Genomic DNA, 25,163 nt, shown 5'->3' with positions numbered 1-25,163 from the left:
CCCGAGACCCGCCCGTTCAGCAGACGGGGAAGAAGACCGTGATATCGCTGCCGGAGCGCTCCGCCAGCCGTCCGCCCAGCCGATGGAACAGCCGCTGGGTGGCCTGCCGGCTGAGCTGCAGGCTGCCGGTTTCGGGGTCCCAGCTCAGCACGGGTCCCACCCGTCGATGGTCTTCGGGGCGCTGGGGGCGGGTTCCTTCGCTGCAGATCTGCAACTTGAGCCGATTGCCGGCAGGCTGGAGGCTGAGGCGCACGCGGCTGCCGCCGCTGAAGCCGCGGCTGAAGCGGTCCACCAGGCCGCCCAGCATCGTTTCCAGCCGGCTCGGATCGCTCAGCACCGGTGGCAGCTCGTCGGCCACCTGCAGCTCGAACTGCAGGCCGCGCCGTTCCAGCTGGCGCTGCCACAGAGGTTCCAGCTGGCGCAGCAGCGCACTCAGATCGGTGCGGGCCAGCCGTTCCCGTTCGCCATGGCCGCTCTCGTCGCTCTCGGGCTGGCGCTGCAGCTCAGCGGCATGAAAGATCAGGCCGAAGCGATCGATCTGCTCGTTGCATTCGCCGTCGATCTGTTCGAGGCGCTCGCGCACCACGGCGGAGAGATCGCTGCGGCGCAGCAGCGAGCGGATCAGGGTCCGGATCGTGGCCAGGGGGGTCCGCACCTCATGGGTGAGCGCCTCCAGCAGGGCCAGTTCGCTGCTCACCGCCCGTGGGGTCTCGGCCCGGTTGCCGCCATGCACCAGCGGCTGCAGGGTGAGGCTGGGGGCGATCGTTCCAAGCCGCTCCGCCATCCTCGGCCAGAACTGCAGGGCGACATCTTCGGCATTGGCCAGGGGGCCCAGTTCCCGCAGGGCGCGGCGCAGCTCTGCGGCGGCGCTGGGGCGCTGCTGCTGCAGGCGCCGATCCAGCAGCGACAGGGCGGCCGAAAGGCCGGCTGGATCGAAGCGGGCCACCAGTCGCCGCTCCCGGGGTGGACCATCCAGGCAGAGGGCCACCTGCAGGCGTGGCGTGATCAGCAACAGCAGGGGATCGCTGCCGTCGTCGTCGCTGAGCTGCAGCCGCTCGAACCCGGGAAGTTGTCCAGGCGCTGGCGTGCCCCTTGACCCGGCGGCGCCGGGCAGCAGGGGAGCGACGGAGCCCCGCAGCCGCTCGAGGCTGTCCGGTGCCCACACCCAGCCCTTGAGGTGGAGCAGCAGCTCCGGCTCGTAGAGGGCGGGCAGGGGTGCCGCCAGCCAGAGGCCCCGCAACGGGAGCTGCGGCAGCAGGAAATCCTCCTGAAGGGTGGCCAGGGCCGCCCACCACTGGCGGCGCACACCGTCTTCGTCGCTGTGGCCCGCCGGTACGGCGGCGGACAGGCTCTGGCGTAATGCCGACAATGTCGTGGAGCCGTGCTCCATCACCAGCGCCCGCGGCTGGCACGGGACTGGCGGTTCACCGAGGCGCACAGGCCGAGGGCCATGAAGTTCACCAACATGGCGAATCGCCCGTAACTCAGCCACGGCAGGGGAATGCCGGTGATCGGTCCGAGGCCGATGGTCATGTTGATGTTCACCACCACCTGGAACATCAGCATCGCCCCGACTCCCACCACCACAAGGGATTCGAAATCACTGGTGGCTTTGCCGGCGATCTGCAGCAACCGCCACATGAGCAGGGCAAAGCCCGCCACTACAAGCATGGATCCCAGAAATCCGGTCTCCTCGCCCAGGGCGCTGAAGATGAAATCGGTGTGCTGTTCAGGGATGAAGCGCAGCTTGGTGAGGTTGCCCTGCATCAATCCGGTGCCCCAGAGTCCACCGGAGCCAATGCCCACCTTGCTCTGAAGCAGGTGATAGCCGCCGCCGAGAGGATCCTTGGACGGGTCGAGGAACATCACCAACCGATCCTGTTGGTGGGGCTTGAGGCCGTGGCTCCACAGCCATGGGGTGGCAACGGCAAACAGGCCCTGCACGGCCAGCACCACCGTGAGGGCCAGCCGCTTCCAGGGCAGGGAGCGCCAGGCGATCACCCCCATCAGCGGGATCCAGCCGGTCAGGGCCCAGGGCAGGGTGCCCGACAGGATGGCTGTGAACAGAGGGGAGAGCAGCAGCAGCACCCAGGCCAGGGGCATGCCGGCCCAGAACAGCATGGTGAGCAGCACGGCACCGAACACCAGCGAGGTGCCCAGGTCCGGCTGGATGAACACCAGAATCCAGGGCAGGCCGATCACCATCGTCGGGCGCAGCAGATCGACCGGCCGCTCCACCGGGTAGCGCGACAGCACGCCGGCCAGCAGCAGGATCGCCGCCAGCTTGGCGAATTCAGAGGGTTGAACGTAGAAGCCACCGATGTTGATCCAGCTCTGGGCCCCCAGGGCGGAGGTGCCGATCACGCGAACGGCGATCAGGCTGGCCACGGTGAGGCCGTAGATCGGCCACTGCAGGCTTTGCAGGCGCCTCAGCGGAACCCGGGCGAGCAGGAGGGCCAGACCCATTCCCACCGCTGCTGTGATCCAGTGCTGATACCACTCGGCGTAGGCGGCCTGGCGCTGGGTGCTGGCGATCAGAATTCCCGACACCAGGGTCATCGCCAGGGGAATACCCCAGAGGATCAGGTCCACGTCCTGCAGGGGGCGACGGCGCCAGGCCCGCCGCTTCGAGAACAGGCCGCGGCGGCCCGCCGCGCTGGAGCGGGCCAGGGCGCTGACCATGGATCAGGCCGCCGCCGGAGTGAGCGCCATCATCCGATCGGCCAGGGCCATGAAGGCCTGGGCCGTCGCCGATTCAGGGGCGCTGATCACAACAGGCAGGCCGCTGTCACCGCCCTCGCGCACGCTCATTTCCAGGGGCAGTTCCGCCAGCAGGGGCACACCGGCTTCATCGGCGAGGCGCTGGCCGCCACCGCTGCCGAACAGGGCGTAGTGCTTGTCCGGCGCATCGGGGGGGATGAAGGCACTCATGTTCTCCACCACGCCGAGCACGGTCACGCCCATCTGCAGGAACATCGCCAGGCCGCGGCGGGCATCCTGCAGCGACACCTGCTGGGGCGTGGTGACAATCACCACCCCGGCCATCGGCACGGCCTGGGCCAGGCTCAACTGGGCATCTCCGGTGCCGGGGGGCAGGTCCACCACCAGAACGTCGCGTTCGCCCCAGTCGGCCTGATAGAGGAACTGGCGGATGATGCCGTTGAGCATCGGCCCCCGCCAGATCACCGGCTGATTCTCCTGAATCAGCAGGCCCATCGACACCATGCCGATGCCACAGCTCTCGATCGGCACCAGAATCTGGCTGTCGCCGCTGCTGCGCACCTCGGGGGTGCGGTCGGCCACGCCGAGCATGGTGGGGGCGTTGGGGCCGTAGATGTCCGCATCCAGCAGGCCCACCCGCAGGCCTCGGCGGGCCAGGGCGCAGGCCAGGTTCACGGCCACGGTGCTCTTGCCCACGCCCCCCTTGCCGCTGCTGACGGCGATCACCTGGCGCACGCCGGGGATGGACTGCCGCTCAGGCAGCTGGCCCGGCCCATGGCCGGCGCCGCCGATCGGGGCGCCCTGCTGCACCGGCTGGGCCAGTTCGATCTGCACGTCGTCGATCCCGTCGAGGGCCAGCAGGGCGGCACGGGCTTCGGCGACGATCCGCTCCCGCTGACCGTTGGCATACCCCGGCAGCGCCAGCCTGAACACGGCGCGCCGTTCCTGCAGCCGCACCTGCTGGATCCACTCCAGCTCGATCAGGCCGCGGCCGCTGCCGGCATCCTGAAGGGCTTGGAGGGCGGCGTGCGCCTGGTCCGGGGTGGCCATGCCGGCGGGTCACTGGTGGCTGGATCCTAAGGAGGGCGATGGCGGCTGCTGTCCGGCCGGGTCCGTCACCCCTGGTGAACCAGCACACGAACCCGTGACAGACGCTCTCGAAGCCTTGTCTGGGGACCCGGCGGGCTGGAATGGTGAAACCACCTTCCCAGCCCCAGCGGTGCCCACCTTCATGGAGATGCCCCCCGCCGACTCCCGTGCCCGTGCCAAGGCCCTGCTGATGGGGCTGCAGGATTCGATCTGCGCCGGCCTGGAGCAGCTCGATGGCGAGGGCCGCTTTCAGGAAGAGAGCTGGGAGCGGCCCGAAGGCGGCGGTGGCCGCTCGCGGGTGATGAAGAACGGTCGGGTGTTCGAGCAGGGGGGCGTCAACTTCTCCGAGGTGGAGGGTGACCAGCTGCCGCCTTCGATCCTCAGCCAGCGCCCCGAGGCAGCGGGCCAGCGTTGGTTCGCGACCGGCACCTCGATGGTGCTGCATCCGCGCAATCCCTACATCCCCACGGTTCACCTCAACTACCGCTACTTCGAGGCGGGGCCGGTGTGGTGGTTCGGCGGCGGTGCCGACCTCACCCCGTATTACCCCTTCCTGGAGGATGCCCAGCACTTCCATCAGACACTCAAGACCGCCTGCGATTCGGTGAATCCGGCCTACTACACGGTGTTCAAGCCCTGGTGCGACGAGTATTTCTTCCTGCGCCACCGGGCTGAGACCCGCGGCGTCGGCGGCATCTTCTACGACTATCAGGATCCCGGTGGCCTGCTCTATAAGGGCCAGGATCCAGGCGGCCTGGCGGCGGCGGCCGCAACGGCGATTGGTCCGCTCCCCCAGACCTGGGAGCAGCTGTTTTCCCTGGCGAGCGCCTGTGGCAATGCCTTCCTGCCCAGTTACGTGCCGATCGCCGAGAAACGCCACGACACCCCCTACGGCGAGAGGGAGCGCGACTTCCAGCTCTACCGTCGCGGCCGCTACGTGGAATTCAATCTGGTCTTCGACCGGGGCACCATCTTCGGGCTGCAGACCAATGGCCGCACCGAATCGATCCTGATGTCCCTGCCGCCGCTGGTGCGCTGGGAATATGGCTACACGCCTGAGGCGGGCAGCCGCGAGGCGCTGCTCACCGAGGTGTTCACCAGGCCGCAGAACTGGCTCGAGGACTCGACCCTGGTGGAGCGCTGCCAACCCCATCAGGCGGTGGGCTGAACGGGCTCGCCACTCCGGCTCGGAGGGCCTCCACCACCCGGCCGGCGATCGCCTCGATCGTGGCCTGGCGGCGCTGGGGATCCCGCAGGCTGTCCTCCAGCGGACCTTCCAGCTTGCCGATTTCAAGGATGGCGATGCCGCGCCGCGGTGCCCCCAGTCCGCCCCGATAGCCGAGGGGATAGGGGCCGAAGGCCGCGGCCAGGCTTTCATCCACTCGCGAGCGGCTCCAGGGTCTCAGCGGTGGAATCAGCCCGGACCCCACACCATCGGGCCCGTAGGCGTCGTAGTGGATCTCGAGGGCATAGCCGCCCTGGGCCACGTGGTTCCGCCCCACGCTCCAGTTGGTGCGCGGATCATCCGCCTCGGCGATCGTGCGGGCCGGCGGCTCATAGAAGGCGATGTTGAGGCCGCTGCGGCGGCCCAGCTCCACCACCGCCCTGGCGGTGAGCAGGTTCCAGTAGAGCTCGTCCCGCATGCTGGGATCCATTGGTGCGGCACCGCCCAGATCCACGGCAGCGCCGCTGGTGCCGGATCCGTCCATCGCCTGAGAATCGGCATGGCCTGCCAACACCAGGATCGGGATGGAGGGTGTCACGGGGCGGATCCCCTGCCAGTCCTTGGCCAGGCTGGAGCGCGGGCCCGTGAGGGGATCGCTGCCAGGCAGAAGGGGGGTGCGGGCTCCGGCCGCGCTCAGCAGCGGCGCCAGCAGCAGGGCCGTGAGCAGGGACAGGCGCAGAACCCGCATGGGGGGCAAAGGGGGAGAAGGGAAACCGTGATGGTTCGAGGGGGATGGAGTCTTTGAACGCAGGCTTGAGATCGGCGACCAGATCAGATGGGGGACCAGATCAGATCGGTGAACTGAGCAGGGCGCCGTCGCTGGCCAGCTCCAATTGCGCACCCAGCTCCACTTCCAGGGCGATCAGCTCGTCGCGGTGGGCGCGCAGGCGCAAGGTGCTGCCGCTGGCCGATTCCTCATTGATCAGGCGCAACTCGACGCTCTCGGCCCGCTCGGCTCGGCGCCGGTAGACCAACCCCGCCGCCGGGCCAAGCAGGGCCAGCAACAGTGGCCACCAGCCCAGGACGGGCAGCAACTGGCGCAGCACCAGGCCGAGGCAGGCGGCGCCGATGCCGCCCAGCAGCGACAGCAGCAGCGTCAGGGCGGTGCTGGAGCCCACCTGTCCCTGGAAGCGCAGCAGCCGGAGATCCGGATCGCCGCCAGCCGATTGCCAGCCCCGCGCCGTGAGCCAGTCACTCAGGCCTTGCAACACTTCCACCGGAGGCCGCGGCGAATGCACCTCCACCACGGTGGTGCGGTCTTTGCTGGCGGCCCGCAGGAAGAACACCAGCCCGATGGCCAGCAGCAGGGTGAGCAGAAAGGTGGAACCCAGGGTGGGCATGGCGGGGCAAGGGAGCGTGCCGCCTGGCGGACGCGGTGTGAAGGCTCTCCATTGTGGACGGTGTGGCCAGCCCGTGGATTCCGCCGGGCAGGGCCCTCCATCACCATGGGGGAAGTCGTCTGTCGATGCCATGGCCCCAGCCCCCGGTTCCGCCCCCGCCCGTTTCGCCGTGTTCGACGGGGATCTCGATGCCGAGTGGCAGGCGCTCTACGCCGGAGCCCGGGCCCTGGCGGTCGATACGGAGGCGATGGGACTGATTCACGGCCGCGACCGGCTCTGCCTGGTGCAGATCTGCGACGACCACGACAACGTCTGCTGCATTCGCCTGGCCCGAGGCCAGGACGCGGCGCCGCGACTCCAGGCCCTGATGGAGAACCCGGCGATCGAAAAGGTGTTCCACTTCGCCCGCTTCGATGTGGCGGCCCTGGCCGAGAACCTCGCCATCGCGGTGGATCCGATCTTCTGCACCAAGGTGGCCAGCCGCCTGGGCCGCACCTATAGCCCCAAGCACGGTCTCAAGGATGTGGTGCAGGAGCTCGTGGGGGTGGAGCTCGACAAGCAGGCCCAGAGTTCTGACTGGGGCCGGGTCGAAGACCTCAGCGAGGCCCAGCTGGCCTATGCCGCCGGTGATGTGCGCTACCTGCTGCCTGCCCGCGATCAGCTTGAGACCATGCTGAAGCGGGAAGACCGCTGGGATCTGGCGCTGCGTTGCTTTGCTTGCCTGCCGGTGTTCGCCGAGCTGGATCGCAATCGCTTTCCGCTCCTGTTCGAGCACTCCAGCGGCGGCAACCGATGATCCGCCGGTTCTGCAGCCAGCGTCCGCCTGATCTCAGACGGTTGTCCTGGAAGGCCGTCCACTTCCCGGTTCAGTCTTCATCGAGGAAGTACTCCTCACTGCTCACCGCCCCCAGCAGCGAGGAGAGCAGAGCCTCGTTGTCGACTCCACTGGCGATCACCTCCTCCAGCATCCGTTCGGCCAGCGCCACTTTGGAGGCCACGTCCCGCAGGCCTTCCTGACTGGCCCGCACGTCCACCTTGCGCCGGGCTGAAGCGAGGCTCACTCCCAGCCGGCTGGCCAGCCGGCCGCAGGCGGCGTTGTAGGTACGGTCGGGGATGGCAACCATGGGCAGAGTCTGAGGCTCCGCTCATCATCCGCCGCAGCGGCGGGGTGTCAGGGCCGGTGCTCACGCCAGCAGGTGCTGCGTGATCAGCTTCGCCAGTCGCTGGCTGCCGCCGGCGGGTCCCATACGGCGGCGGCCCATGGTTCCCAGCCGCTGCCTCAGCTCCGCGTCGTCCAGCCAGCGCGTCGCTGTGCGGGCCAGTTCGGCGGCGGTATGGCAGGGCAGCACGGCCCCACCCAGCAGGCGGGACTGGCGGCGGGCGAACCCCGGCTTGAACTGTGGCCCGGGGCCCGGCAGGGAGAGGGCCGGCACCCCCAGCCCCACCAGCTGCTCGGTGGCGGTGCCGGCGGTGGCGAGCCCCAGCTCGCACCAGGCTGCCCAGCGGCCGAAGCAGCCCGGACCCACGTGCAGTTCGATGGTGCCGGCCCGCCAGCTGTCCCGCGCTCCGATCGCGCCCTGCTCCGCGCTCAGGCAGGTGCTGCTGAAGCCAGCCCGGCTCAGCAGCGGAGCCAGCTCCGCGCTGGTGGGCTGGTTGCCGCAGGCCAGCAGCAGGTGGAGGGGCCCGTTGACCCGCACCTGCAGCGCGGCCTCGAGCAGACGCTCCAGATTGCCGAGTGCTTCCGGCAGGCGGCTGCCGGGCAGCAGCAAGAGCCGCCGACCGTGGCGCAGGCCGATGGGCACGGCCTCGGTCTGGAATCCGTCCATCATCGGGTTGCCCGGGGCGAGGGCGGCAACGCCGTGGTTCCGCAGGCCGCGGGCTGTGAGTCGGTCGCGCACGGCCACCAGACGGCAGGGATCGGCGCGCATCAGCGCCCATTCCCACGGATCCCATTCACTGCCCTTGCAGCGGTGATAGCGGTCATCAAGGCCGGGCCGACCCCAGCCCGGTGGCGGTGGTGTGGCCCAGGTGGCGTCGCTCTTGGGGGTGCCCACGAAGCCGTAGGGGCCGCCACCGCTCCAGGCCAGCAGCAGGGGCAGCAGATCCCCCACCGCCAGTACCGGATGGCCTGCACGGCCCCAGTGCCGCACCCAGCGCCACTGCCGTAGGGAGAGCAGGGGCAGGCCGGCCCGCAGGTCGCGCAGCAGGCCCCGCAGGCTCTGGTTACTGAAGCCACCGCTGGGCAGGCAGCGGCGGGGGCCCACCACCTGCAGCCAGCCGGCGGCCTCGGCCGCCGCGTAGGTCTGGCCGAGGCCCACCAGGGCCATCACCGTCAGCTGGCAGTCCGGTTGCTGCTCCCGCAGGGCCTCAAGGATGCGCAGGGCGATCAGATCCTCGCCGTGGCCGTTGCTCAGGACCAGCAGACGGGAGGGCATGCCATGGCTGATACGATCCGCTGCAGGGAGTTTGCTCCCCGGCCGGCGGCATGGCCAAGTGGTAAGGCAGAGGATTGCAAATCCTTTACCCCCAGTTCGAATCTGGGTGCCGCCTCTAATTTTCGAGACATTGGGATCGCCACATCTGGTGCCCAATCTGCGGATTCCAGCATCTGCGCACCACTTCTGGTGTTTTCTGCCATTGGAACCTGGGAATCCCCGCCGCCGATAGACGGAAGGTGAGCGGAAGGTGACAAGGGGTGTCCCTGGGGTCTTGGAGGGGATTCCCAGGATTCTCCTTCCCAGTGCCTCTTGCTGGTCGCCATTTGCCCCACCTACCCCGAGATGCTCAGAGGCGCCACGTAGCGTCTCCAAGACGACCACAACCCCTCCTGAACCCCTGCGGTGCCTCCCAGACCACCGCAGCACCTGGCGCCCCTCCCACCATTGCTGCGGCGCCTCAGCACCCCCTGAGCAATCACCTGGATCACGGGACGCCAGGACACCAGTGCTCCCTGAAGGAACGCTGAGAGCACCGAGTCGGCGTTGGAGCAGGACCCCCTGAACCTCTGGTGGGTGAGTAGCAGAAACGACAAGAAGACGCGGCGACGAAGAGTGGCGATATAATTTTGCCCCCCCGAAAAGCAGATGGCGGCAGCATCAGCACCATCCATTACCAATAATACTTCGCCAAGTAAAAGCAAATACAGACCAGAAATTGACGGTCTGCGGGCATTTGCGGTGGTTGCCGTGATAATCAACCACTTCAATAAGGATCTGCTGCCAAGCGGGTATTTGGGTGTTGATATTTTCTTTGTAATTTCTGGTTATGTGATCACTTCGTCGCTGGCGGGCAGGGAGTCCAAGAACTTCCTGGATTTCCTGACGGGGTTTTATGAGCGGCGGATCAAGCGCTTGGTGCCTGCGCTGGTTGTGTTTGTCCTGATCACCAGTGTGCTGATCTCGCTTTTCAATCCAGAACCTGGAGTTGCTCTGGGTCTGGGGTGGAGATCGCTGTTTGGAGTTTCCAACATAAGTCTCTACAGGTCTTCAACTGACTACTTTGCTGATTCCACCGAACTGAATCCCTTCACGCACACCTGGTCACTCGGCGTTGAAGAGCAGTTTTATCTGCTGTTCCCATTCCTGATCTGGTTCTCAGGGTTCGGACAGCAGAAGGTCAGAGGAGCAAGGAACTTATTCTTGTGGGTTGGGGCACTGACGGTTGCGTCACTCATCAGTTTTATCTACTTGTATCAGGTCAATCAACCTGCCGCCTACTTCCTGATGCCGCCTCGGTTTTGGGAGATGGCAGTAGGATGCCTGGTTTTTATTGGTTTTCAGAAACGCGCAAAGATTGAACAATCACTGGAGCGCGTTCCACCCCTTCTGGCGGTGGCGGCGATGGTCGGCGTGATGTTCCTGCCAACTGAAGCAGCAGTGCCTGCGACCATCGCCATTGTGGCGCTGTCAGCAGTTCTGATCGCCTGCCTCAAAAAAGGCACTGCGGCATATGACTTTTTCACTCTTGAGAAGGTCGTTTATGTGGGTCTGATCTCATACTCGCTTTATCTGTGGCATTGGAGTGTGCTGTCTATAAGTCGTTGGACGATTGGAATCCATTGGTGGTCAGTACCTATCCAAGCAGGATTAATGCTTCTGCTGGCGATAGGATCTTACAGATGGATTGAAACTCCTGCTAGGCATTCGTCACGAACAAAAAGCAAACGATGGAGCATCGGCGGGGGCACATTGATCGCGATCGTTACGGCGACAGCAATATTTACGCTTGCCAAGTCAGAAAATCCGTTGTATGCGGGAAATAAGGAAATAAGCGAACCCTTGAAATATCGATTGTCATCAAAGTTGTGCGAAAGTGGCAATCAACGTATCCGTTCAGGGGCCGTGACGCAGCCGCGCAGCATTCACCGCCCTTGATCGCTGATCACCAAGCGACCACAGACACCACGATCGATGACGGCCGGCTCAGGGATTCGGCAACAGCGATGGCATCTCACCGCCGCGATGATGGGCGATCAAGGCCTGCTCCAGGAACTGCCAGATATCACGGCCCTGTTGCCGCAGGCTGGTGGTGACCGTGAGCAACCTGCTGCGGCAGATTGCACCCTGGCGGGATTGGACGCCATGGCTGATCTTGCGCTGAATCACCGAATGGCGCAGGGCACGCTCGGCTGCGTTGTTGGTGGGCTCGATCCCTTCAATCTCCAGGAAGGTCCAGAGGCCATCGCTCACTTGCAGCAACTGATGGCAGGTACGCACCGTCTTGGCCCACGGCGTTCGCTCGCCGCGCTGGCAGCCCAGCTCCACAACCCGCTGCAGCGTGCCCACAAACGCCTGGCGGATCGGCCGACAGCCCTGCTGCAACGTGGACCAGTCGATCGTTCCGTCTTTGTAGCGGTGCCACTGGGCAAACAGCTGCTGCTGCAGGCCCAGCAGCTCCGCTCCAATCTCACCGCTGGCGCCCTGACGGTCAGCGATGGCGGTGAGATCGCGGATCACGTGCGCCCAGCACAGCTGGCGCTGCTCCAGCGGGAGATGGTTGTAGGCGGAGAAGCGATCGCTCACCACAATTCCGCCAAAGGCATTCCCGAGCAGGTCGATCGCGGCGGCAGCCGAGCGGCTCAGGCTCTGCAAGAACACTGTCACCCCCATGGCGGTCACCATGACCCACTCCCAGCCGCGCCGGCCATCGGGGTTGCCCCCATCGGCATTACCGGTGGGGGCACCGGTTTCATCGACATAGACCACCGACTGCTGACGGGCAAACGCAAGGGCCTCCTGCATGGGCTGCTCCAGTGCTGCACTCAAGCGCTGGCGGATAGTGGCCATCGCTCCCCGGCTGATCTGTACCCCCAGCAGCTGATCCAGCAGCGCCTGGGTCTTGCTGAAACTCAACGGGAAGGCACTACCCAGCAGACCCACCAGAGCACTGAGCCGGGGACCGTAATGGCTTACTTCCACCTCCGCCGGTAACGAGGCACAGGTGCTGGTGGAACAGCAGGGGCAGACCAGGCGGTGCAGCCGGTGCTCGATCACCAGAGGCGTGATCGGTGGAATCTCGATCACCTGGTGCCTCAAGGGCTCGGGATCCTGACCCTGTAGCAACGTGCCGCAGCGGCGGCAGGCCTGGGGGTGGTGCTCGACCACCTCATCCACCCGCTCGATCGGCAGCAGCTCCGGCCCAGATCCGGGATGGCCCGGCTGGCCGCCGCGCTTGCGGCCACTGCCCTTGCGTCGTTCGGGCGGCCTAAACCCCTGGCCATCACTGGAGGGAGGCTTGGAAGAATTGCGGGAGCTGCGGCCGATCCGCTCGCGCAGATGGGCCAGTTCGGTCGCCAGGGCGGTGAGCTGGACGCGGAGCTGCACCATCTCCTCCTGTTGAGCCAGGATGAACTCCCTGGCACCAGCTGGCCACGACAACCAGTCCACCTCGGAAATGCCAGCAGGAGGGGCGCCCATCTCAAGCAGTCTCTGCCTGAGATGCAAACGGGAATCAGGACGCCGTCAAGGGTTCAGCAGAGACGATGTTCGCCGCGTGCTGTCCCGACCCCTGAATGCTTACCAATCAACTAACCGATGACCAACTTTTATCAAGGTGCTCATTAGGGTCGAGAAGCGGCGTATCTGTAATTTCAATTGGAGACAGTCAGACTGGGCATTTACTTCCAATGCTCAACCTCCTTAATGAGCGACTCGGATTAGGTGTAATGTATTACTCGACGGATGGGATTAATTTCCCTTCGCTGATCGAGGAGCGATCTACGGGCGATTTCCCGTCTGACTTTATGGAGAAACATCAGAAGATGCTGCAGGTATTTGATTATTACACGAATAGATCTAAACCCAATGACATCTTGCTCCTATCTTCCAGGTATGAGTTAAGGTGGGGGGAGTATCCAATCCCTCAATCGCAAAGGCAACTAAAATTTACATATTACGACGACAAAGGATCGAAGATCGCCACAAAGGATGCTCTTGGCAAATGGGAAAATGCTTTCAATACCTTAATAGAGAGAGCGCTGAGCAAAGGGTTGCGCGTTGTTATTTTTAATCCAATTCCGACTTTTCAATATCCATTGCCTCCTTCTCCTCAGTGGTTCAACAAACTGGCATATGCGAGATCAAGTCAGCAATATTTTACCAGGAGTGAACTGATAAATCATTACCAGAAAGTTTCCGATGTGCTTAAGTCTCTCCAGGAAAGGCACTCCAATGTCTTCGTCTTCGATGCTTTTGGGGTATTGTGCCCGCCTCCAGACTCCAGGCAATGCCTCCCTGACTCCTACAGAGATCAGGTGCACCTGTCCACCACAGGAGCGGAGAAAATGTATCCAGCATTTAGTTCGTTCTTGTTAAATAATTTCCCAGGCATAGACAAACCCTGATCGCTACATTGTAATTGGCACCCATTAAATTGTAGACCACAAATCCTCAGTGATTGAGAGTTGCCACTTCTCAAATGAGAGGTAGAGGGGGGATTGCCACCAAAAGCGTTCCAAAAACCGAAGGGTTGCCAGGACGCTTTGAAATGCCGCACGCCAGTCGGTTTGCCCGTATCAGAAACTATGTACGGTTCCTTTGTTCGCAAACGCCAAGGGTTCTGACTGATGACCCGTTCCATCGGGTACGCACGCTGTTCCACCACGCACCAGGACACCGACGCTCAGGTCACTGAACTGCGGTCTGCTGGATGCCAGGAGGTCTATGCCGAGAAGGTGTCCTCCCGTGCACCCCTGGAGAAACGACCCCAGTTGCGTCGGTGCCTGGAGTCACTGCAGGAGGGGGATGAACTGGTGGTCTCCAAACTCGATCGACTGGGACGGTCACAGGTGGAGGTGATCAACCGTCTCTCTGATCTCCAGACCAAGGGGATCTACGTCCGCACCCTGGATGGTCTGATCAACACCAGGGGACTGGGAAAACTCGCACCACTCGTGATCGGACTGCTGACGGGTCTCGCTGAGGTGGAACGATCCCTGATCCAGGAACGCACCAAGGAGTCGGTTGAACACCGCAGACGCACTGGAGGGAACCTCGGTGGTCGCCCCAAGACATCAGACAAGAAGGAACGACTGGTGATCCGCCTGCGTGATGAGGGTGAGTCCTACAGATCGATCCGAGATCAGACGGGACTATCCCTCGCCACCATCCAACGGATTCTCAAAGACCACACCGACACCACTGCTCCTTGATGCCATGACCAAGATCGACATCCAGTATCAAGACCAGTTCGGGAAATGGAGACACCTCCAGACGAAACACAACGAAGGAGATGCATACCGCACCGCTGCCAACCGTGCTCGGTCTACGGGGAAACGTCATCGACTGGTGGATCAAGACGGACACCTTTTGGACTTGATTGATCCCTGAAATGAAAATCAAATAGTTAATCTATAGAGACTGCATAGGGATCCTATTTGTCGAAATCGCTTTTAAAAACGCGATTGAGTTCGATGCCTCTCGCGATCTGACCGTGCATACTCCCGAAATGCCTTGACTAGAAATTAGAATGCCTATATAATTGCCGATCACAAAGACAAAGATATTTAGGGCCTCCTGAGAAAGGGCAAAGCGGCTGCGCCGCAGTGGATCCGAGCAGATTTCAACTGTAGAATGTGCTCAATTCGGCTCGATATCGCCGAAAAGCAGTCCAGAGTTTTCCACATGTATCGGCGCGAGCATCGTCATCAGCTCTCGTTTGAGGATTTCTTCTTGCCGTTTGGCGGCAAACTCTCTGGTGACAATCGCTGGATCAAGCTTGCTGAGCTCATTCCCTGGGATGAGCTGGAGGACGACTACGCGTCGCAGTTCTGCAAAGGCTTTGGGGCACCTGCCAAGCCATTTCGAATGGCATTGGGTGCCCTGATCATCAAAGCTCGCATGGCGATCACAGACGAGGAGCTGGTTGAGCAACTCAAGGAAAATCCGTACCTGCAATTCTTCATTGGATTAGAAGCGTTCCAGTTCTCAGCACCGTTCGATCCATCGATGATGGTCTATTTCCGGAAGCGCCTGCCGGAGTCAGTGATCAACGACTGCAACGAACGGATCGTGCGCCATGGGCTGAATGTGATCCAGGCCGCAGATGCCGACGATGATCAAGGTGCAGACAAAGGTGGCGGTTCTTCCACGGGGCATGGCAGCAATGATCACACGTCTATGCCATCGGCCAACCAAGGCACACTCTTGATTGACGCCACATGCGCACCGGTTGACATCCGCTATCCGACTGATTTATCTCTGCTCAATGAAGCCAGAGAAGTTACAGAAAAACTGATTGATGCGATGCATCCGCCGATCAGAGAGGCGTTTGGCCAGAAGCCACGTACGCATCGAAAGAAAGCCCGTCAGCAGTTTTTGGCAGTGGCAAAGAAGAAGCGCCCTCGCATCAGCAAGATTCGAAGAGCGATTAAGCAGCAGCTCGGCCATCTTCAACGGAATCTTGGCAGTATTGATGCCCTGATCGCTTGCGGTGCCTGCCTTTTGGCTGCAGGAAGACACTGGTATCACAAACTCTTGGTGGTCAGCGAGCTGGTTCGCCAGCAGAAGATTCTCTACCACTCAGACAGCAGAAGCATCCCCAATCGGATCGTGAGCCTCTTCCAAGCTCACATCAGGCCCATAGTTCGTGGCAAAGCCAGATGTAATGTCGAATTCGGAGCCAAGATCTCAATTTCAGTTACGGGTGATGGATTCACCTACCTAGACCGCCTGAGCTACGACCCCTACAACGAAGGAGAAGATCTAAAGGCTCAGGCAAGAGCCTATCGCCGTCGTCATGGTCATTATCCAGAAGTGATCTGTGCCGATCAGATCTATCGGACTCGAGCGAACCGCGCTTTCTGTCAGCGTCATGGGATTCGCCTGAGTGGACCTCGCCTTGGTCGGCCCAAGAGCGATCCTGAGCTTGTGGCAGAAGAGAAGAGACAGTTTCTTGATGATCAACGGCAACGTAACGCGGTAGAAGGCAAAATCGGACAGGGGAAGCGGCGATTTGGATTGGGTCTGATTCGTGAGAAGCTCGCTGCCACCCAAGGATCAGCCATTGCATTGGCTGTACTGGTGATGAACCTCGAGAAGCTGCTGGAGCTTCTTTTTGTCCTTTTTGCCTTCTTGTTTCAGCTCCTGATCGGCACTGAATCCATCCGAAGAGGCGAGGAGCGACTCCTGAGCAATCAACCGGCTGCAGCCTGAGCAACACTCAGAGGTCAGCCGGCCCTCCCCATATTGTTGCCCTGGGGGTGGTTCTTACCTTCTCAGGAGGCCCTATTTAGACCCTTTACAGAGGTAGAGACCGTCGAACTTTGCTTTCACAGTCCTTGGAATCCAGTGGTTCCCCAAGGGACACGGTGTGCCTCAAAATAACTCAGAAAATACTCAGAACACCAGTGATGCCAATGACTTTAACCAATTCAACCAAAAATCAACACCAGATACGAACCAACCAACGGGAGGTGCATTCACGACCGAAGGGAGTGAATCAGTCAAGATCCACAAGGACGCTACTGAACCACAGACTCCAACGGATCCATCAAGAGACAGGATCTCATCCAAAGGTGCTCCAGGAACTCATCAGAGATCAATGGGTGAATGCCCGATGTCAACTACGTAGGCGGGTCGCGTCAATTACGTAGGCGGGTTACCCCGGGTCCTCCCCCTGCCATGGCAGGGGGAGGCGACAGCGAAAAGTGAGCCACCCTGGCCCGGTCCTCTGCCATGGAGCCGGGATCTTCTGATCGGCCCCAGGCGTCAAGCCCGTTGGCCGGTGCTCTTGCTGCTGTCCCGCCTGAGCGCTGCAGCGGAGCGCACGAGCCGGCGGACCCCACGGTCCGACGGCAGCGCGGAGCTCATCACCGGCACCTGGCGCCAGGGGTTGGCTTGTGGTTGGCGGGTAATTGACGCCTGGTCGCGGCGACGAATCAGCCTGCGCTGGAGCGGTCAATCCGCCGTGCCCGTTTGCGGCGGTAGCTCTCGCCATTGATCTGAATCAGCGTGCTGTGGTCCACCAGCCGGTCCACCGCTGCCACGGTCATGGCGCTGGTGGAGAAGACGTTCTCCCACTCGCTGAACGGCTGGTTACTGGTCACCAACAGGGATCTGCGCTCGTAGCGGTGCATCACCAGCTCGAACAGCACCGAGGTCTCGGCCTCGTCCTTGCGGACGTAGCCGATGTCATCGATCACCAGCAGGGCAAAGCGATCCAGTCGGGTCAGGGCCTTAGCCAGGGCGTAATCGGCTTTGGCGCGCTGCAGCTCCTGCACCAGCGTGGTGGCGGAGAAAAACCGCGCCGTGCGGTCCAGGGCGATCAGGCTGCGGCAGATGCCTGCTGCCAGGTGGGTTTTGCCCACACCGCTGGGACCGAATAGCAGCAGGTTCTCGGCCCGATCCAGCCAGCCGGTGTCGTGGGCGAGCTGCTCGATCTGAGGACGCTCAAGATCCGGGATGGCGTTCCAGTCGTAGTCCGCCAGGGTCTTGGGGACCGGCAGCTGGGCCTCATGCAACAGCCGCCGTTGACGGGCTTGATGCCGCTGCTGGTGTTCCTGCTCTGCCAGCACATAGAGGTAGCTGGCTGGACTCCAGCCAGCGGCTGTGGCCTGCTGCTCGGCCGCCTGCCACTGGCTGCGGAACTGGGGCAGTTTCAACTGTTTCAACACCGATGGCAGAGCCGTTTCCAGTGCCGGCCTGCTCGGGGGTTCCAACCAGGAGTTCGTCATAGCTGCTGAGGGTGTGTTCGGGGATGTCGAGCTGGGGCATGGCCGCCAGGCCCCGGGGGGGCCGCAGGCCGTAGTGATCGCGCAGGGCCGTGAGGTTCAGCTCACCGCGGCGGAGCTGACGCCGCAGATACCGCTCCACACCGGCCAGATCGTCCGTCCGGGCAGCGACATGGAGGGCGTCCACCATGACCTTGGCGGCCTCATCCGGCGGCAGGGCCGCCAAAAGCAAGCGCCACAACTGACGCCAGGTCTCTCCGGGGAGCAGGTCGGACTGCAGCTGGGCACGCAGCAGCGCCCGGGGTTTGCGGCGCAGACTCTCGATCACGTGGCGGAAATCGATCCGCCGCAACGGCCCGCTTTCTCCCGCTCGCCGATGCAACCGTGGCAGGGTCTCCACGAACTTGCTGCGCAGGAACAGATCCAGCCGGTCATGGCGCAAGTGCACCGTCAGCTGCTGGCCGATCAGCCGCGAGGGGACGCTGTAGGTGACCGAGCGCACCTCGATCGTGCTGGTGCTCCGCACCCGCGCCACCACCGGCTCGTAGTCGGCAAAGCGCTCCACCGGCAGGGGCTGGAGATGCAGCTGCTCAATCTCCAGGTTCCCCTGCACCTGGTAGCGGCTGTTGAGCGTGTTGGTGACCTGGGCGACGAGCTGCCGGTAGTCGGCCTCGGTGGCGAAATCACGGCTGCCGCGCTGGATCAGCTGCTGCTCCAGCCGATGTTTCCAGTGCCGGTGCGGGCCCTCGATCGCGCCGTTCTCGTGGGCAACGCCGCGGTTGTTGCGGGTGGCGATCACCCCCAGGTGGGCGCACAGCTCGCGGTAACGGCTCGTGTAATCGCCGGCGTAGCTGCCGTCGCGGTTGCGGAAGCAAGCACTCAGGCTGTCGGTGCGGTGCTCCGCCGGCACCCCACCGCAAAGAGCGAGAGCGTTTTGCAGGGCCTCGGATAGGGCGACAAAGCTTTCGCCGCCGTGGATCACCGCCACATGGCACCAGCCCGAATAGGGCAGGCGGAAGTGGAACAGCCGGTGCTCCAGCACCTCCCCCGCCACGGTGATCGGCTCACCTTTGAGCAACGTGAAATCCGAGATCCCCAGTACACCGGCCCGGTGCTGCTGCAGGAACATCACCTCCTGGGCCGGGCCGTGCAGGGCCCGCCACTGCTCGACGCGGCGCTGCAGGGTCCGCTTGCGCCGGTACCACTCCTCGCCAGGCCTGAGCTGTTCCAGGTGAAGCAGCAGGGTCTGGGGTTCCAGTTGCGGCGCCTTCTCAAGCATCGGCACCAGCACGCTCTCCCAGACCTCGGCCAGGGGATCGGCTCGGGTGCGCCAATGGCGACCCCGCTGCTGCTGTTGCCCCTCGGGCTGCAGCTCACCCCGATCGATCCGTTGCGCGCTGCGCACCGAAATCCCCGCCGCATCAGCCGCCACCTGTTGGCTGAGCCCATTGGCCCGTTTTGCCATGTACCGCTCCTTGATCCGCAACGACAGAGGGGCGGGCATGGCAGGGCTCCAGACCGGAATCGGAACCCTGTTGTCGCGTCCTGAGACCCGCCTATGTAGTTGCGCGGACCCGCCTACCTAATCGTCGCCGGACAGCTGAACAACACTCCGAAGATGAAGCCCAGGGTGGCTCCGCCGATGGCATAGTTCACACGGCTGGGTGCTGCGTCGTCGCGGTCCAGCAGCAGGGCTGCGAGCATCGGCGAAAAGGTGAGGGCGTTGAAGGTGGAAATGGCGATCGCCGCCATGATCGTGACGCCGAACTGTTTGTAGATCGTTCCGGTCGCACCGGGAAAGAACAGCACCGGCACAAACACGGCGATCAGCACCAGCGAGGTGGCGAGGATCGCGCCGAACAGCTCGTTCATGGCGGCCTGCGCGGCTGCAAGGGCATTCAGGCCCGAGCGCTTCTTGCTCACGGTGTCTTCGATCACCACAATGGCGTCATCCACTACCAGTCCGGTCGCCAGTACCAGTCCGAACAGGGTCAGCTGGTTGAGCGACACGCCCACCAACTTGGCCACGGCGAAGGTGCCGATCAGCGACACGGGAATGGCGATCGTGGGCACCAGCGTGGCCTTCCAGTCCTGCAGAAACAGGAACAGGATCAATACCACCAGCACAATCGCGTCCCGCAGGGCTGCCACCACCCCTTCGATCGAGGCGTTGATGAAATCGCTGTTGTCGTAGACCTTCTCCATCGTCACCCCCACCGGCAGGGTGCCTGCAAAGCCATCGAGCACCTTTTTGACGCCGGTGGACACCTCAAGTGCGTTGCTGCCACTCAGCTGATACACCGCCATCCCCACCGACGGAACACCCTGCAGATCCGTGCTGCTCACGTCATAGCTTTCGCCTCCCAGGGAGACCCGGCCCACGTCCTTGAGGCGCACCAGACCGCCATTGGCGGTGCGGCGCACCACCATGGTCTCAAACTCCTCCACGGAGGTGAGCCGACCCTGCAATTCAACGCTGAAGGTGTAGGCCTGATCGGATGCCGCCGGTGCACCGCCGATCTGGCCGGCCGGCACCAGACGGTTCTTGCTCGTCAGGGCATCCACCACATCGGTGGCCGTCAGGCCATTGACGGCCAGACTGACCGGGTTGAGCCAGACGCGGATGGCGAGCTGGCGGTTGCCGAAGTAGGTCACATCGCCGACCCCCGGCACCCGCTTGATCTCATCGGTGAGGCCCTGGTCCAGCAGGCCACTGATCGTCTCAACGCTATAGGGCTTCCTGGCATCGGCGCTGCCGAAGATATAAACGAGCAAAATCGAGGTGGAAGCTTTGTTCACCGTGACGCCAGACTGGCGCACCTCCTCCGGCAGCTGGGGTTCCGCCAGCCCCACCCGGTTCTGGACGTTCACCTGGTTGATGTTCTTGTCGCTGTCGTTGGCGAAGACCACCGTGATGGTGCTGCTGCCATCGGAGGCACTGCTCGAGGTGATGTAGTCCATCCCCTCGACACCGTTGATCTGCTGTTCCAGCACGGCGGTGACGCCCTGCTCGACACTGACCGCATCGGCACCGGTGTAGCTGGCCGACACGCTCACGGTGGGCGGTGCGATGTCCGGCAGGTTCTCGACGGGCAGCAGCGGGATTGAGATCAGTCCAGCGATCACGATCAGCAGGCTGAAGACCGCCGTGAGCACCGGTCGCCGGATGAACTGGTTCGAGAGCGACATGGGGCAGCTGGCGGTTCAGGGCCTGGGCTTGATCGGCAGGCCGTGGCGGAGGTTGATCAGGTTCGAGGTGATCACGGCCTCGCCGGGGCTCAGGCCGCTGAGTACCGGAAAGCGGTCGTTCTGCAGTGGCCCGAGAACCACAGGACGCTGCAGGGCGACGCGCGTGGTGGCCGGCAACTGGGCGAGAGCGGCCAGGTCGGCCCTGTCGGGATTGGCGCGCAGCTGGGCAAGGCTGCCGGGGATGAACACAAAGCTCTGGCCGGCGAGCTGCTGCACGGCCTTGAAAGGTACCGAGAGTTGCTGGCTCTGCTCCAGCACCAATTGGGTGCGGACCTTGACGCCGTTGCGTAATCGGCCTCCCCGATTGTCGAACTCGGCCTTGGCCAGCAGTGTTTGGCTGTCGCCGACGACCGGATCGATCGATTCCACCTGGCCACTGGCCAGGGGCCGGTCGGTGGCCGGATCGGTCAGCAGCACGCTCTGGCCGATCCGCACCCGCTCCGCGTAGACCGATGGCACCTCGATCCTGACCATCAACCGGTCGTTGCTCACGATTTTTGTGAAGGGGTCACCGCTCTCGATCACGTCACCCTGCTTCACCTGCAGGTCGGCGACGATGCCGCTGATCGGGGCGCGGATGTTGCGGTAGCGGCGATCGGCCTCCCTGGCGTTGAGGGCCTCCCTGGAGGCGATCGCCTCCTGGCGAAACTGGTCCCGCTGGATCTGGCTGGCGGCCCCTTGGCGGACGAGCGATTCGTAGCGCTCGTAGTTGAGCTGGTCCGTCGCGGCCTTGGCCCGCAGGTTGACCACATCGGCCTTCTGTTGCTCCTGATCCAGCACCAGCAGCAGGTCACCCTGTTGCACCTGGCTGCCCTGGCTCACCAGGATGTTCACGATCCTGCCGTCCTCCTGGGCGGAAAGCTGGACCAGATCCAGAGCCTCGAGGCTGCTCACCGTCTCAACGCTGGTTCTGAAGGTTGCCAGCTGGGCCGGTTCTGTCTGCACCGGCAGCGGGCCGCCCTGTTGCGCTCGTGGCGGTTCAGAACAGCTGGTGAGCGAGAGCGCCATCAGCCCCATCGCCAGCGGAACACGCAACCGGCGCGGTGCCGGAACGCGCAAGTGACATGCACGCAGCGGCATGGAGAGTGGGCATTGGCTTGCTCCACATCTTGGCGGAAGAGAAGCCCACCCTGTTGTGAGGGATTCGCGGGCCCATGATTCATGGTGGGCTCCAGCAACCGTTGGTGTTGAGCGGATTCGCTCCAGTGGCTCATCTGTGGTGCCACAGCCCGATGCCCCTCAAGTGACTTCCAACCGGGAGCAGCTGGGTCGTGCCTGTCTGCAGTCCCTGGGCATTCTGCCGGGACCCCATGGGAAACCCCACTGAAACCCCGGCCCCAGCTGCCAGCGTCTGCAGCTCCGCCCACAATCCAAGACTCTCAGATCGAACGATCACGGCAGAGCCGACAAACCCCCGGGGGCCAAGCTCCGGGCTTCTGTTGTATTCACCTTGCCCCAGCCTCTCCAGCAGGGGGCGTATCTCCGAGTAGATCCTGCATCACCTCCAACAGCCCATCGGCCAGCGGGCGGCGGCTGCCAAGACGGGCGCTCCAGATCGATCCCGACAGCAGCTCCTCTGCTGTCACCTGCGCCATGTCCTGGCCCTCCTGTAGGTGCAGCTGTTGCAACGGCACTGACAGCTCGGCATGAAAGACATGGGCTGTGCGCCGACGGTTGCGGTGCTCCATGGCGTCATGCAAGACCTGGGGTTGCCAGCTGATCTCCTCCAGCAGCAGGGCGCCACGATGCCGGGGCTCTCGTCGCGCAGCTGCATCAGCCAGCGCTCCTGTTGCTGCAGCATCGCGAGGGCGCCTTCAATGCTCATGGCGATGGATCGTGTCGCCGCCGGCCAGCAGAGCCATGCCACCGTTGACGGCCATGAGCTCCTTCTCTGGATCAGCCAACGGAAGTTGCCCAGCGCCGAGAAGACGGTGATGCGGACCGTCAGTCGTCGCGTTCTTTCTTGAGGATCTGTCCGGTGGTGGCGTCCACATAGATCTCGAAGCGGCCCGTTGAGCTCTCCACCAGGGCCTCCCAGATCACGCGGCCCTTCTCCCGGTCGAGGTCGATCTCGATCACCCGTCCCCCGGGGACGGCCGCAGTGGCTGTGTTGATGGCCTGCTGCATCGTGATGGCAGGTGCGGGGGCCTGGGCTACGACCCGTGCCGGATCCGGGGTGGTGTCCGCACGGGTCGGGGCCGGTAGCCCGAGGGCCGTCGCCAGAGCGATGGTGGCCAGGGAGGAAACGCTTGCCAGAACCCTGATTGGGTGTTTGGTCAGAGGATCCGGGGAGCAAGAGGAGCCCATCGCCAGGAAACCGATAGGGGGATCGTAGGAAGTCTGATCGCTTGGGTGGCGAGGGAGAACGGGCCCGAGGATGGGGGGCCATGGACGAGAACCCCGGTGGATGGGATCTCCCTGCTGCTGCTGCTGGATCTGGTGGTGTTCGGGCTGCTGCTGCCCTCCCTGCTGATCCGCACCGTGCTGGCCCGGCGCCATCCGGAGGTGGTGTTCTGCGGAGCGGCGGATCGCAGGCGATTGGCCCTCACCATCGAGCGGGCCGCTCTGCCGGAACGGCTCACCTGGCGCTGGTGCCGCCCCGGACAGGGATGGTTTCACCGGCCGATGGTGGAGTGGCTGCGCGGCCACCGCTGGGTTTCATGCGCTGGTTCGTGCGGATCAATGCCCATCCCGGCGGAATCCTGGTGCTGCACGACACGCCGGCCTTGAGTGGGCGAACCCTCCGAGCCCTGCGCCGGATCATTCCCGACCTGCAACGGCTCGGCTACACGTTCGTACCGCTGGCCGAGCTGCTCGATGCGGAGTAACCGCGGCGTCAGGAGGGCACAGCCCAGAGCCTGAATCCTGCGCAGATGCTCATCGATGCGCGAGTGCCCGCACGATTGCGTCCGCTCGAGATCTTTGATCCGTCTGGGAAGCAAGACCCCGATCCCATTCTCGATCAGCATGCCGGCGTAGGGAGACGCCAGTGTCCTTCCGAGGCTGTGGCCCCTCACCAACTTGTCAAGGTTCATGATCTGGGCTCTCGCAGCTCTTTATCTCATCATCGAGGGTCGCGAGATCACACAACTGCGCCAGCTCACTACCTTCAGCACATTTGCGGTGCTGTTTGTGGTGGGCAGCTTTCAGGTCAATGTGGCCCGCTTGCTGCTCAGCGTCAACACAGCCTCCCGCATCGGTGCCGCCGCCGCATACCGAGCTTCCATCCTGATGTTTCTGGCCTCAGTCTTTGCCGTTCTCGATGGCTGCCTGGATCTCGCCATCGCCCGGATGTCACCAGACACGCTGCCGATTCTCCCTCTTCTCATCGTGTTCGGCTGGCTGATCAACCTGGCCTCGGTTGGCATGGCTTTGTGGTCGATGGAGATTGTTCTGCGCGTGATCACACCAGCCCTCCTGCTCAAACGTGACGACTGGAACAACGAAGAAGCCCGGAAATGAATCCAGAACAGTATGGCTGTAGCGCTGTTGTCCAGGGGCGGGACTGGTCTTGTATTTGCCCGATCGTCAGGTGAGCCTGCCGACTCGGCGGCTCTGTCGCACGTCTCTATCCGGCGAGCTTGGTGCGTTGCTGAAGCTCGAGGATGGCGTTCTGCAGTTGATGAAGTCGTTGCTCTGCTGGTCCAACCAGCTCGATCAATATTGGAGCCTGTTGGGTCGGCATGACATTGAAGCGCCCCTCGCGATAGATCTGCTTGAAGATGGCATCAACATCATCACGGTAGGCATGATCCACCGGTCGGATGCCATCTTCTTCCATCGCCACAGGCCAGGCGTCAGACTTCGGTACGAATGCAAGAATGTCGAGGTGGTCCAGAGACTCCCTTGCGGGAGGAATCATTGAGGCGACAAATTCATCGTCAATGTCGGTAGTTTGCTGGTTTGCGGTGTATTGTGAGTAGGCTAGGTAGTCGACGGGTGCGCGATCGAATATGACGTTATCCGAAGGGCTTGAGTAGCGGTGGATTCGGGAGATGTTGTAGTACATCTGAATTCCATTTTGCAGTCGTGTTGAGTTCTCGCGAAACAGTATCTCGTAGGGGCCGTGCAGTCCCAGTGCTCGGTATGGTTCTTCTTCCTTGTGAAAGGATGGATGGGTGGCGGCCCAGTCGCTGACCACGGTGGATTTCCCCAGTGAGTGGGAGCCTGAAATGGCGATGCGCATGGTAGAAACGATGCCGGGAGGATGCTGTCAGAAATTATTGTAAGCACAGATTCTAAAGTTGTAGTTCAAGCGTTCAGCTTGCTTGGGTCAGCGTGCAGCTGATTAAAGTGCAACTGGTTAAAGTGAAGCTGATCATGTGGCCTTCTGACTTGGGATGGGATTGTGTCCCTCAAGTCGTCGATCCAA

At 63.0% G+C, this 25,163-nt stretch carries 22 protein-coding genes, 1 tRNA gene and 2 pseudogenes; 10 read left to right on the top strand and 15 right to left on the bottom strand.

The features are described 5' to 3' along the window. Positions 1-16 precede the first annotated feature (16 nt). Genes H8F26_RS01530 through H8F26_RS01520 form a run of 3 tightly spaced genes read right to left on the bottom strand, consistent with a single transcriptional unit; the run spans position 17 to position 3,771 of the window. Positions 17-1,390 (bottom strand): HAMP domain-containing sensor histidine kinase, encoded by a 1,374-nt coding sequence (locus tag H8F26_RS01530; protein ID WP_197156996.1) that lies wholly within the window; start codon positions 1,388-1,390, stop codon positions 17-19. Further along, positions 1,390-2,682: a rod shape-determining protein RodA gene (gene rodA, locus H8F26_RS01525; RefSeq protein WP_197156995.1), complete on the bottom strand. Its 1,293-nt coding sequence runs from the start codon at positions 2,680-2,682 to the stop codon at positions 1,390-1,392. The genes H8F26_RS01530 and rodA overlap by 1 nt, the downstream gene beginning before the upstream one ends. 3 nt (positions 2,683-2,685) lie before the next feature. Further along, on the bottom strand, positions 2,686-3,771 hold the full coding sequence (locus H8F26_RS01520) for an Mrp/NBP35 family ATP-binding protein (protein WP_197156994.1): 1,086 nt from the start codon (positions 3,769-3,771) through the stop codon (positions 2,686-2,688). A gap of 181 nt (positions 3,772-3,952) precedes the next feature. Here H8F26_RS01520 and hemF point away from each other — a divergent pair, with 181 nt between their 5' ends. Further along, positions 3,953-4,978: an oxygen-dependent coproporphyrinogen oxidase gene (gene hemF, locus H8F26_RS01515; RefSeq protein ID WP_197158899.1), complete on the top strand. Its 1,026-nt coding sequence runs from the start codon at positions 3,953-3,955 to the stop codon at positions 4,976-4,978. On the opposite strand, the gene H8F26_RS01510 is transcribed toward hemF, so the two are convergent. Further along, the gene (locus tag H8F26_RS01510) at positions 4,905-5,723 is read right to left on the bottom strand and encodes a hypothetical protein (protein WP_231605398.1); all 819 of its coding nucleotides are present in this window, start codon (positions 5,721-5,723) and stop codon (positions 4,905-4,907) included. The genes hemF and H8F26_RS01510 overlap by 74 nt on opposite strands. A 100-nt stretch (positions 5,724-5,823) precedes the next feature. Then, positions 5,824-6,375: a cofactor assembly of complex C subunit B gene (locus tag H8F26_RS01505; RefSeq protein WP_197156993.1), complete on the bottom strand. Its 552-nt coding sequence runs from the start codon at positions 6,373-6,375 to the stop codon at positions 5,824-5,826. A 130-nt stretch (positions 6,376-6,505) separates the two neighbouring features. On the opposite strand from H8F26_RS01505, the gene H8F26_RS01500 reads away from it, so the two are divergent. Then, positions 6,506-7,171, top strand: a complete 666-nt coding sequence (locus H8F26_RS01500) for a ribonuclease D (RefSeq protein ID WP_197156992.1) — start codon at positions 6,506-6,508, stop codon at positions 7,169-7,171. Positions 7,172-7,241: 70 nt separating this feature from the next. Here the strand turns inward: H8F26_RS01500 and H8F26_RS01495 are convergent, their stop codons facing one another. Then, the gene (locus tag H8F26_RS01495; RefSeq protein ID WP_197156991.1) at positions 7,242-7,499 is read right to left on the bottom strand and encodes a hypothetical protein; all 258 of its coding nucleotides are present in this window, start codon (positions 7,497-7,499) and stop codon (positions 7,242-7,244) included. A 60-nt stretch (positions 7,500-7,559) separates the two neighbouring features. Then, on the bottom strand, positions 7,560-8,810 hold the full coding sequence (locus tag H8F26_RS01490; RefSeq protein WP_197156990.1) for a lipid-A-disaccharide synthase-related protein: 1,251 nt from the start codon (positions 8,808-8,810) through the stop codon (positions 7,560-7,562). A gap of 44 nt (positions 8,811-8,854) precedes the next feature. On the opposite strand from H8F26_RS01490, the gene H8F26_RS01485 reads away from it, so the two are divergent. Continuing rightward, positions 8,855-8,925, top strand: a tRNA-Cys gene (locus tag H8F26_RS01485). 533 nt (positions 8,926-9,458) lie between these two features. After that, on the top strand, positions 9,459-10,748 hold the full coding sequence (locus H8F26_RS01480) for an acyltransferase (protein ID WP_197156989.1): 1,290 nt from the start codon (positions 9,459-9,461) through the stop codon (positions 10,746-10,748). A 48-nt stretch (positions 10,749-10,796) separates the two neighbouring features. On the opposite strand, the gene H8F26_RS01475 is transcribed toward H8F26_RS01480, so the two are convergent. Continuing rightward, positions 10,797-12,290, bottom strand: a complete 1,494-nt coding sequence (locus H8F26_RS01475) for an IS66 family transposase (RefSeq protein WP_197154297.1) — start codon at positions 12,288-12,290, stop codon at positions 10,797-10,799. A 95-nt stretch (positions 12,291-12,385) separates the two neighbouring features. Between H8F26_RS01475 and H8F26_RS01470 the strand changes: the two genes are divergently transcribed. The 3 genes from H8F26_RS01470 to H8F26_RS01455 all read left to right on the top strand — a co-directional run bounded on the left by H8F26_RS01470 (position 12,386) and on the right by H8F26_RS01455 (position 16,025). Continuing rightward, positions 12,386-13,216, top strand: a complete 831-nt coding sequence (locus H8F26_RS01470) for an SGNH hydrolase domain-containing protein (protein WP_231605397.1) — start codon at positions 12,386-12,388, stop codon at positions 13,214-13,216. Positions 13,217-13,438: 222 nt separating this feature from the next. Then, positions 13,439-14,023 (top strand): recombinase family protein, encoded by a 585-nt coding sequence (locus H8F26_RS01465; protein ID WP_197156985.1) that lies wholly within the window; start codon positions 13,439-13,441, stop codon positions 14,021-14,023. 472 nt (positions 14,024-14,495) lie between these two features. Then, complete coding sequence (locus tag H8F26_RS01455; RefSeq protein ID WP_231605306.1) at positions 14,496-16,025, top strand: IS5 family transposase; 1,530 nt, start codon at positions 14,496-14,498, stop codon at positions 16,023-16,025. A 725-nt stretch (positions 16,026-16,750) separates the two neighbouring features. Here the strand turns inward: H8F26_RS01455 and istB are convergent. The 6 genes and pseudogenes from istB to H8F26_RS01425 form a co-directional block, all read right to left on the bottom strand. Then, complete coding sequence (istB, locus tag H8F26_RS01450) at positions 16,751-17,545, bottom strand: IS21-like element helper ATPase IstB (protein ID WP_231597868.1); 795 nt, start codon at positions 17,543-17,545, stop codon at positions 16,751-16,753. Between the two features lie 622 nt (positions 17,546-18,167). Then, a pseudogene (gene istA, locus H8F26_RS19110) lies at positions 18,168-19,007 on the bottom strand (IS21 family transposase); the annotation flags it as partial. Between the two features lie 140 nt (positions 19,008-19,147). Next, positions 19,148-20,731 (bottom strand): annotated as a pseudogene (locus H8F26_RS01440) (efflux RND transporter permease subunit); the annotation flags it as partial. Positions 20,732-20,746: 15 nt separating this feature from the next. Next, on the bottom strand, positions 20,747-21,871 hold the full coding sequence (locus tag H8F26_RS01435; protein WP_231598016.1) for an efflux RND transporter periplasmic adaptor subunit: 1,125 nt from the start codon (positions 21,869-21,871) through the stop codon (positions 20,747-20,749). A 365-nt stretch (positions 21,872-22,236) separates the two neighbouring features. Further along, entirely contained in the window at positions 22,237-22,479 is a 243-nt protein-coding gene (locus H8F26_RS19105) for a hypothetical protein (RefSeq protein WP_231605396.1), read from the bottom strand. Positions 22,480-22,735: 256 nt separating this feature from the next. Then, positions 22,736-23,098, bottom strand: a complete 363-nt coding sequence (locus tag H8F26_RS01425) for a PepSY domain-containing protein (RefSeq protein WP_197156981.1) — start codon at positions 23,096-23,098, stop codon at positions 22,736-22,738. Positions 23,099-23,194: 96 nt separating this feature from the next. Here H8F26_RS01425 and H8F26_RS01420 point away from each other — a divergent pair, with 96 nt between their 5' ends. From H8F26_RS01420 to H8F26_RS01415, 3 genes are all read left to right on the top strand, one after another. After that, on the top strand, positions 23,195-23,521 hold the full coding sequence (locus H8F26_RS01420; RefSeq protein ID WP_231605395.1) for a hypothetical protein: 327 nt from the start codon (positions 23,195-23,197) through the stop codon (positions 23,519-23,521). After that, a complete protein-coding gene (locus H8F26_RS19785) occupies positions 23,497-23,619 on the top strand; it encodes a hypothetical protein (protein ID WP_255518579.1) in 123 nt (40 codons plus the stop codon). Before H8F26_RS01420 ends, H8F26_RS19785 begins: the two co-directional genes overlap by 25 nt. A gap of 205 nt (positions 23,620-23,824) precedes the next feature. Beyond that, positions 23,825-24,253, top strand: coding sequence for a hypothetical protein (locus H8F26_RS01415; RefSeq protein WP_197156979.1), 429 nt, complete (start codon positions 23,825-23,827; stop codon positions 24,251-24,253). Between the two features lie 106 nt (positions 24,254-24,359). On the opposite strand, the gene H8F26_RS01410 is transcribed toward H8F26_RS01415, so the two are convergent. Then, a complete protein-coding gene (locus H8F26_RS01410) occupies positions 24,360-24,977 on the bottom strand; it encodes an AAA family ATPase (RefSeq protein WP_197156977.1) in 618 nt (205 codons plus the stop codon). Positions 24,978-25,163 lie beyond the last annotated feature (186 nt).

The sequence above is a fragment of the Synechococcus sp. CBW1006 genome (genome assembly GCF_015840525.1).
In the GTDB taxonomy this organism is placed as follows: Bacteria; Cyanobacteriota; Cyanobacteriia; order PCC-6307; family Cyanobiaceae; genus CBW1002.
Note: the sequence above shows the minus strand (reverse complement) of the source record. Positions and strands in the feature narration are given on the sequence as shown.

Excerpts from the sequence above, each read along its gene's own strand:
- H8F26_RS01530 (WP_197156996.1), bottom strand. The coding sequence starts at position 1,390 with ATGGAGCACGGCTCCACGACATTGTCGGCATTACGCCAGAGCCTGTCC.
- rodA (WP_197156995.1), bottom strand. The coding sequence starts at position 2,682 with ATGGTCAGCGCCCTGGCCCGCTCCAGCGCGGCGGGCCGCCGCGGCCTG.
- H8F26_RS01520 (WP_197156994.1), bottom strand. The coding sequence starts at position 3,771 with ATGGCCACCCCGGACCAGGCGCACGCCGCCCTCCAAGCCCTTCAGGAT.
- hemF (WP_197158899.1), top strand. The coding sequence starts at position 3,953 with ATGGAGATGCCCCCCGCCGACTCCCGTGCCCGTGCCAAGGCCCTGCTG.
- H8F26_RS01510 (WP_231605398.1), bottom strand. The coding sequence starts at position 5,723 with ATGCGGGTTCTGCGCCTGTCCCTGCTCACGGCCCTGCTGCTGGCGCCG.
- H8F26_RS01505 (WP_197156993.1), bottom strand. The coding sequence starts at position 6,375 with ATGCCCACCCTGGGTTCCACCTTTCTGCTCACCCTGCTGCTGGCCATC.
- H8F26_RS01500 (WP_197156992.1), top strand. The coding sequence starts at position 6,506 with ATGGCCCCAGCCCCCGGTTCCGCCCCCGCCCGTTTCGCCGTGTTCGAC.
- H8F26_RS01495 (WP_197156991.1), bottom strand. The coding sequence starts at position 7,499 with ATGGTTGCCATCCCCGACCGTACCTACAACGCCGCCTGCGGCCGGCTG.
- H8F26_RS01490 (WP_197156990.1), bottom strand. The coding sequence starts at position 8,810 with ATGCCCTCCCGTCTGCTGGTCCTGAGCAACGGCCACGGCGAGGATCTG.
- H8F26_RS01480 (WP_197156989.1), top strand. The coding sequence starts at position 9,459 with ATGGCGGCAGCATCAGCACCATCCATTACCAATAATACTTCGCCAAGT.
- H8F26_RS01475 (WP_197154297.1), bottom strand. The coding sequence starts at position 12,290 with ATGGGCGCCCCTCCTGCTGGCATTTCCGAGGTGGACTGGTTGTCGTGG.
- H8F26_RS01470 (WP_231605397.1), top strand. The coding sequence starts at position 12,386 with ATGCTTACCAATCAACTAACCGATGACCAACTTTTATCAAGGTGCTCA.
- H8F26_RS01465 (WP_197156985.1), top strand. The coding sequence starts at position 13,439 with ATGACCCGTTCCATCGGGTACGCACGCTGTTCCACCACGCACCAGGAC.
- H8F26_RS01455 (WP_231605306.1), top strand. The coding sequence starts at position 14,496 with ATGTATCGGCGCGAGCATCGTCATCAGCTCTCGTTTGAGGATTTCTTC.
- istB (WP_231597868.1), bottom strand. The coding sequence starts at position 17,545 with ATGACGAACTCCTGGTTGGAACCCCCGAGCAGGCCGGCACTGGAAACG.
- H8F26_RS01435 (WP_231598016.1), bottom strand. The coding sequence starts at position 21,871 with ATGCCGCTGCGTGCATGTCACTTGCGCGTTCCGGCACCGCGCCGGTTG.
- H8F26_RS19105 (WP_231605396.1), bottom strand. The coding sequence starts at position 22,479 with ATGGAGCACCGCAACCGTCGGCGCACAGCCCATGTCTTTCATGCCGAG.
- H8F26_RS01425 (WP_197156981.1), bottom strand. The coding sequence starts at position 23,098 with ATGGGCTCCTCTTGCTCCCCGGATCCTCTGACCAAACACCCAATCAGG.
- H8F26_RS01415 (WP_197156979.1), top strand. The coding sequence starts at position 23,825 with ATGATCTGGGCTCTCGCAGCTCTTTATCTCATCATCGAGGGTCGCGAG.
- H8F26_RS01410 (WP_197156977.1), bottom strand. The coding sequence starts at position 24,977 with ATGCGCATCGCCATTTCAGGCTCCCACTCACTGGGGAAATCCACCGTG.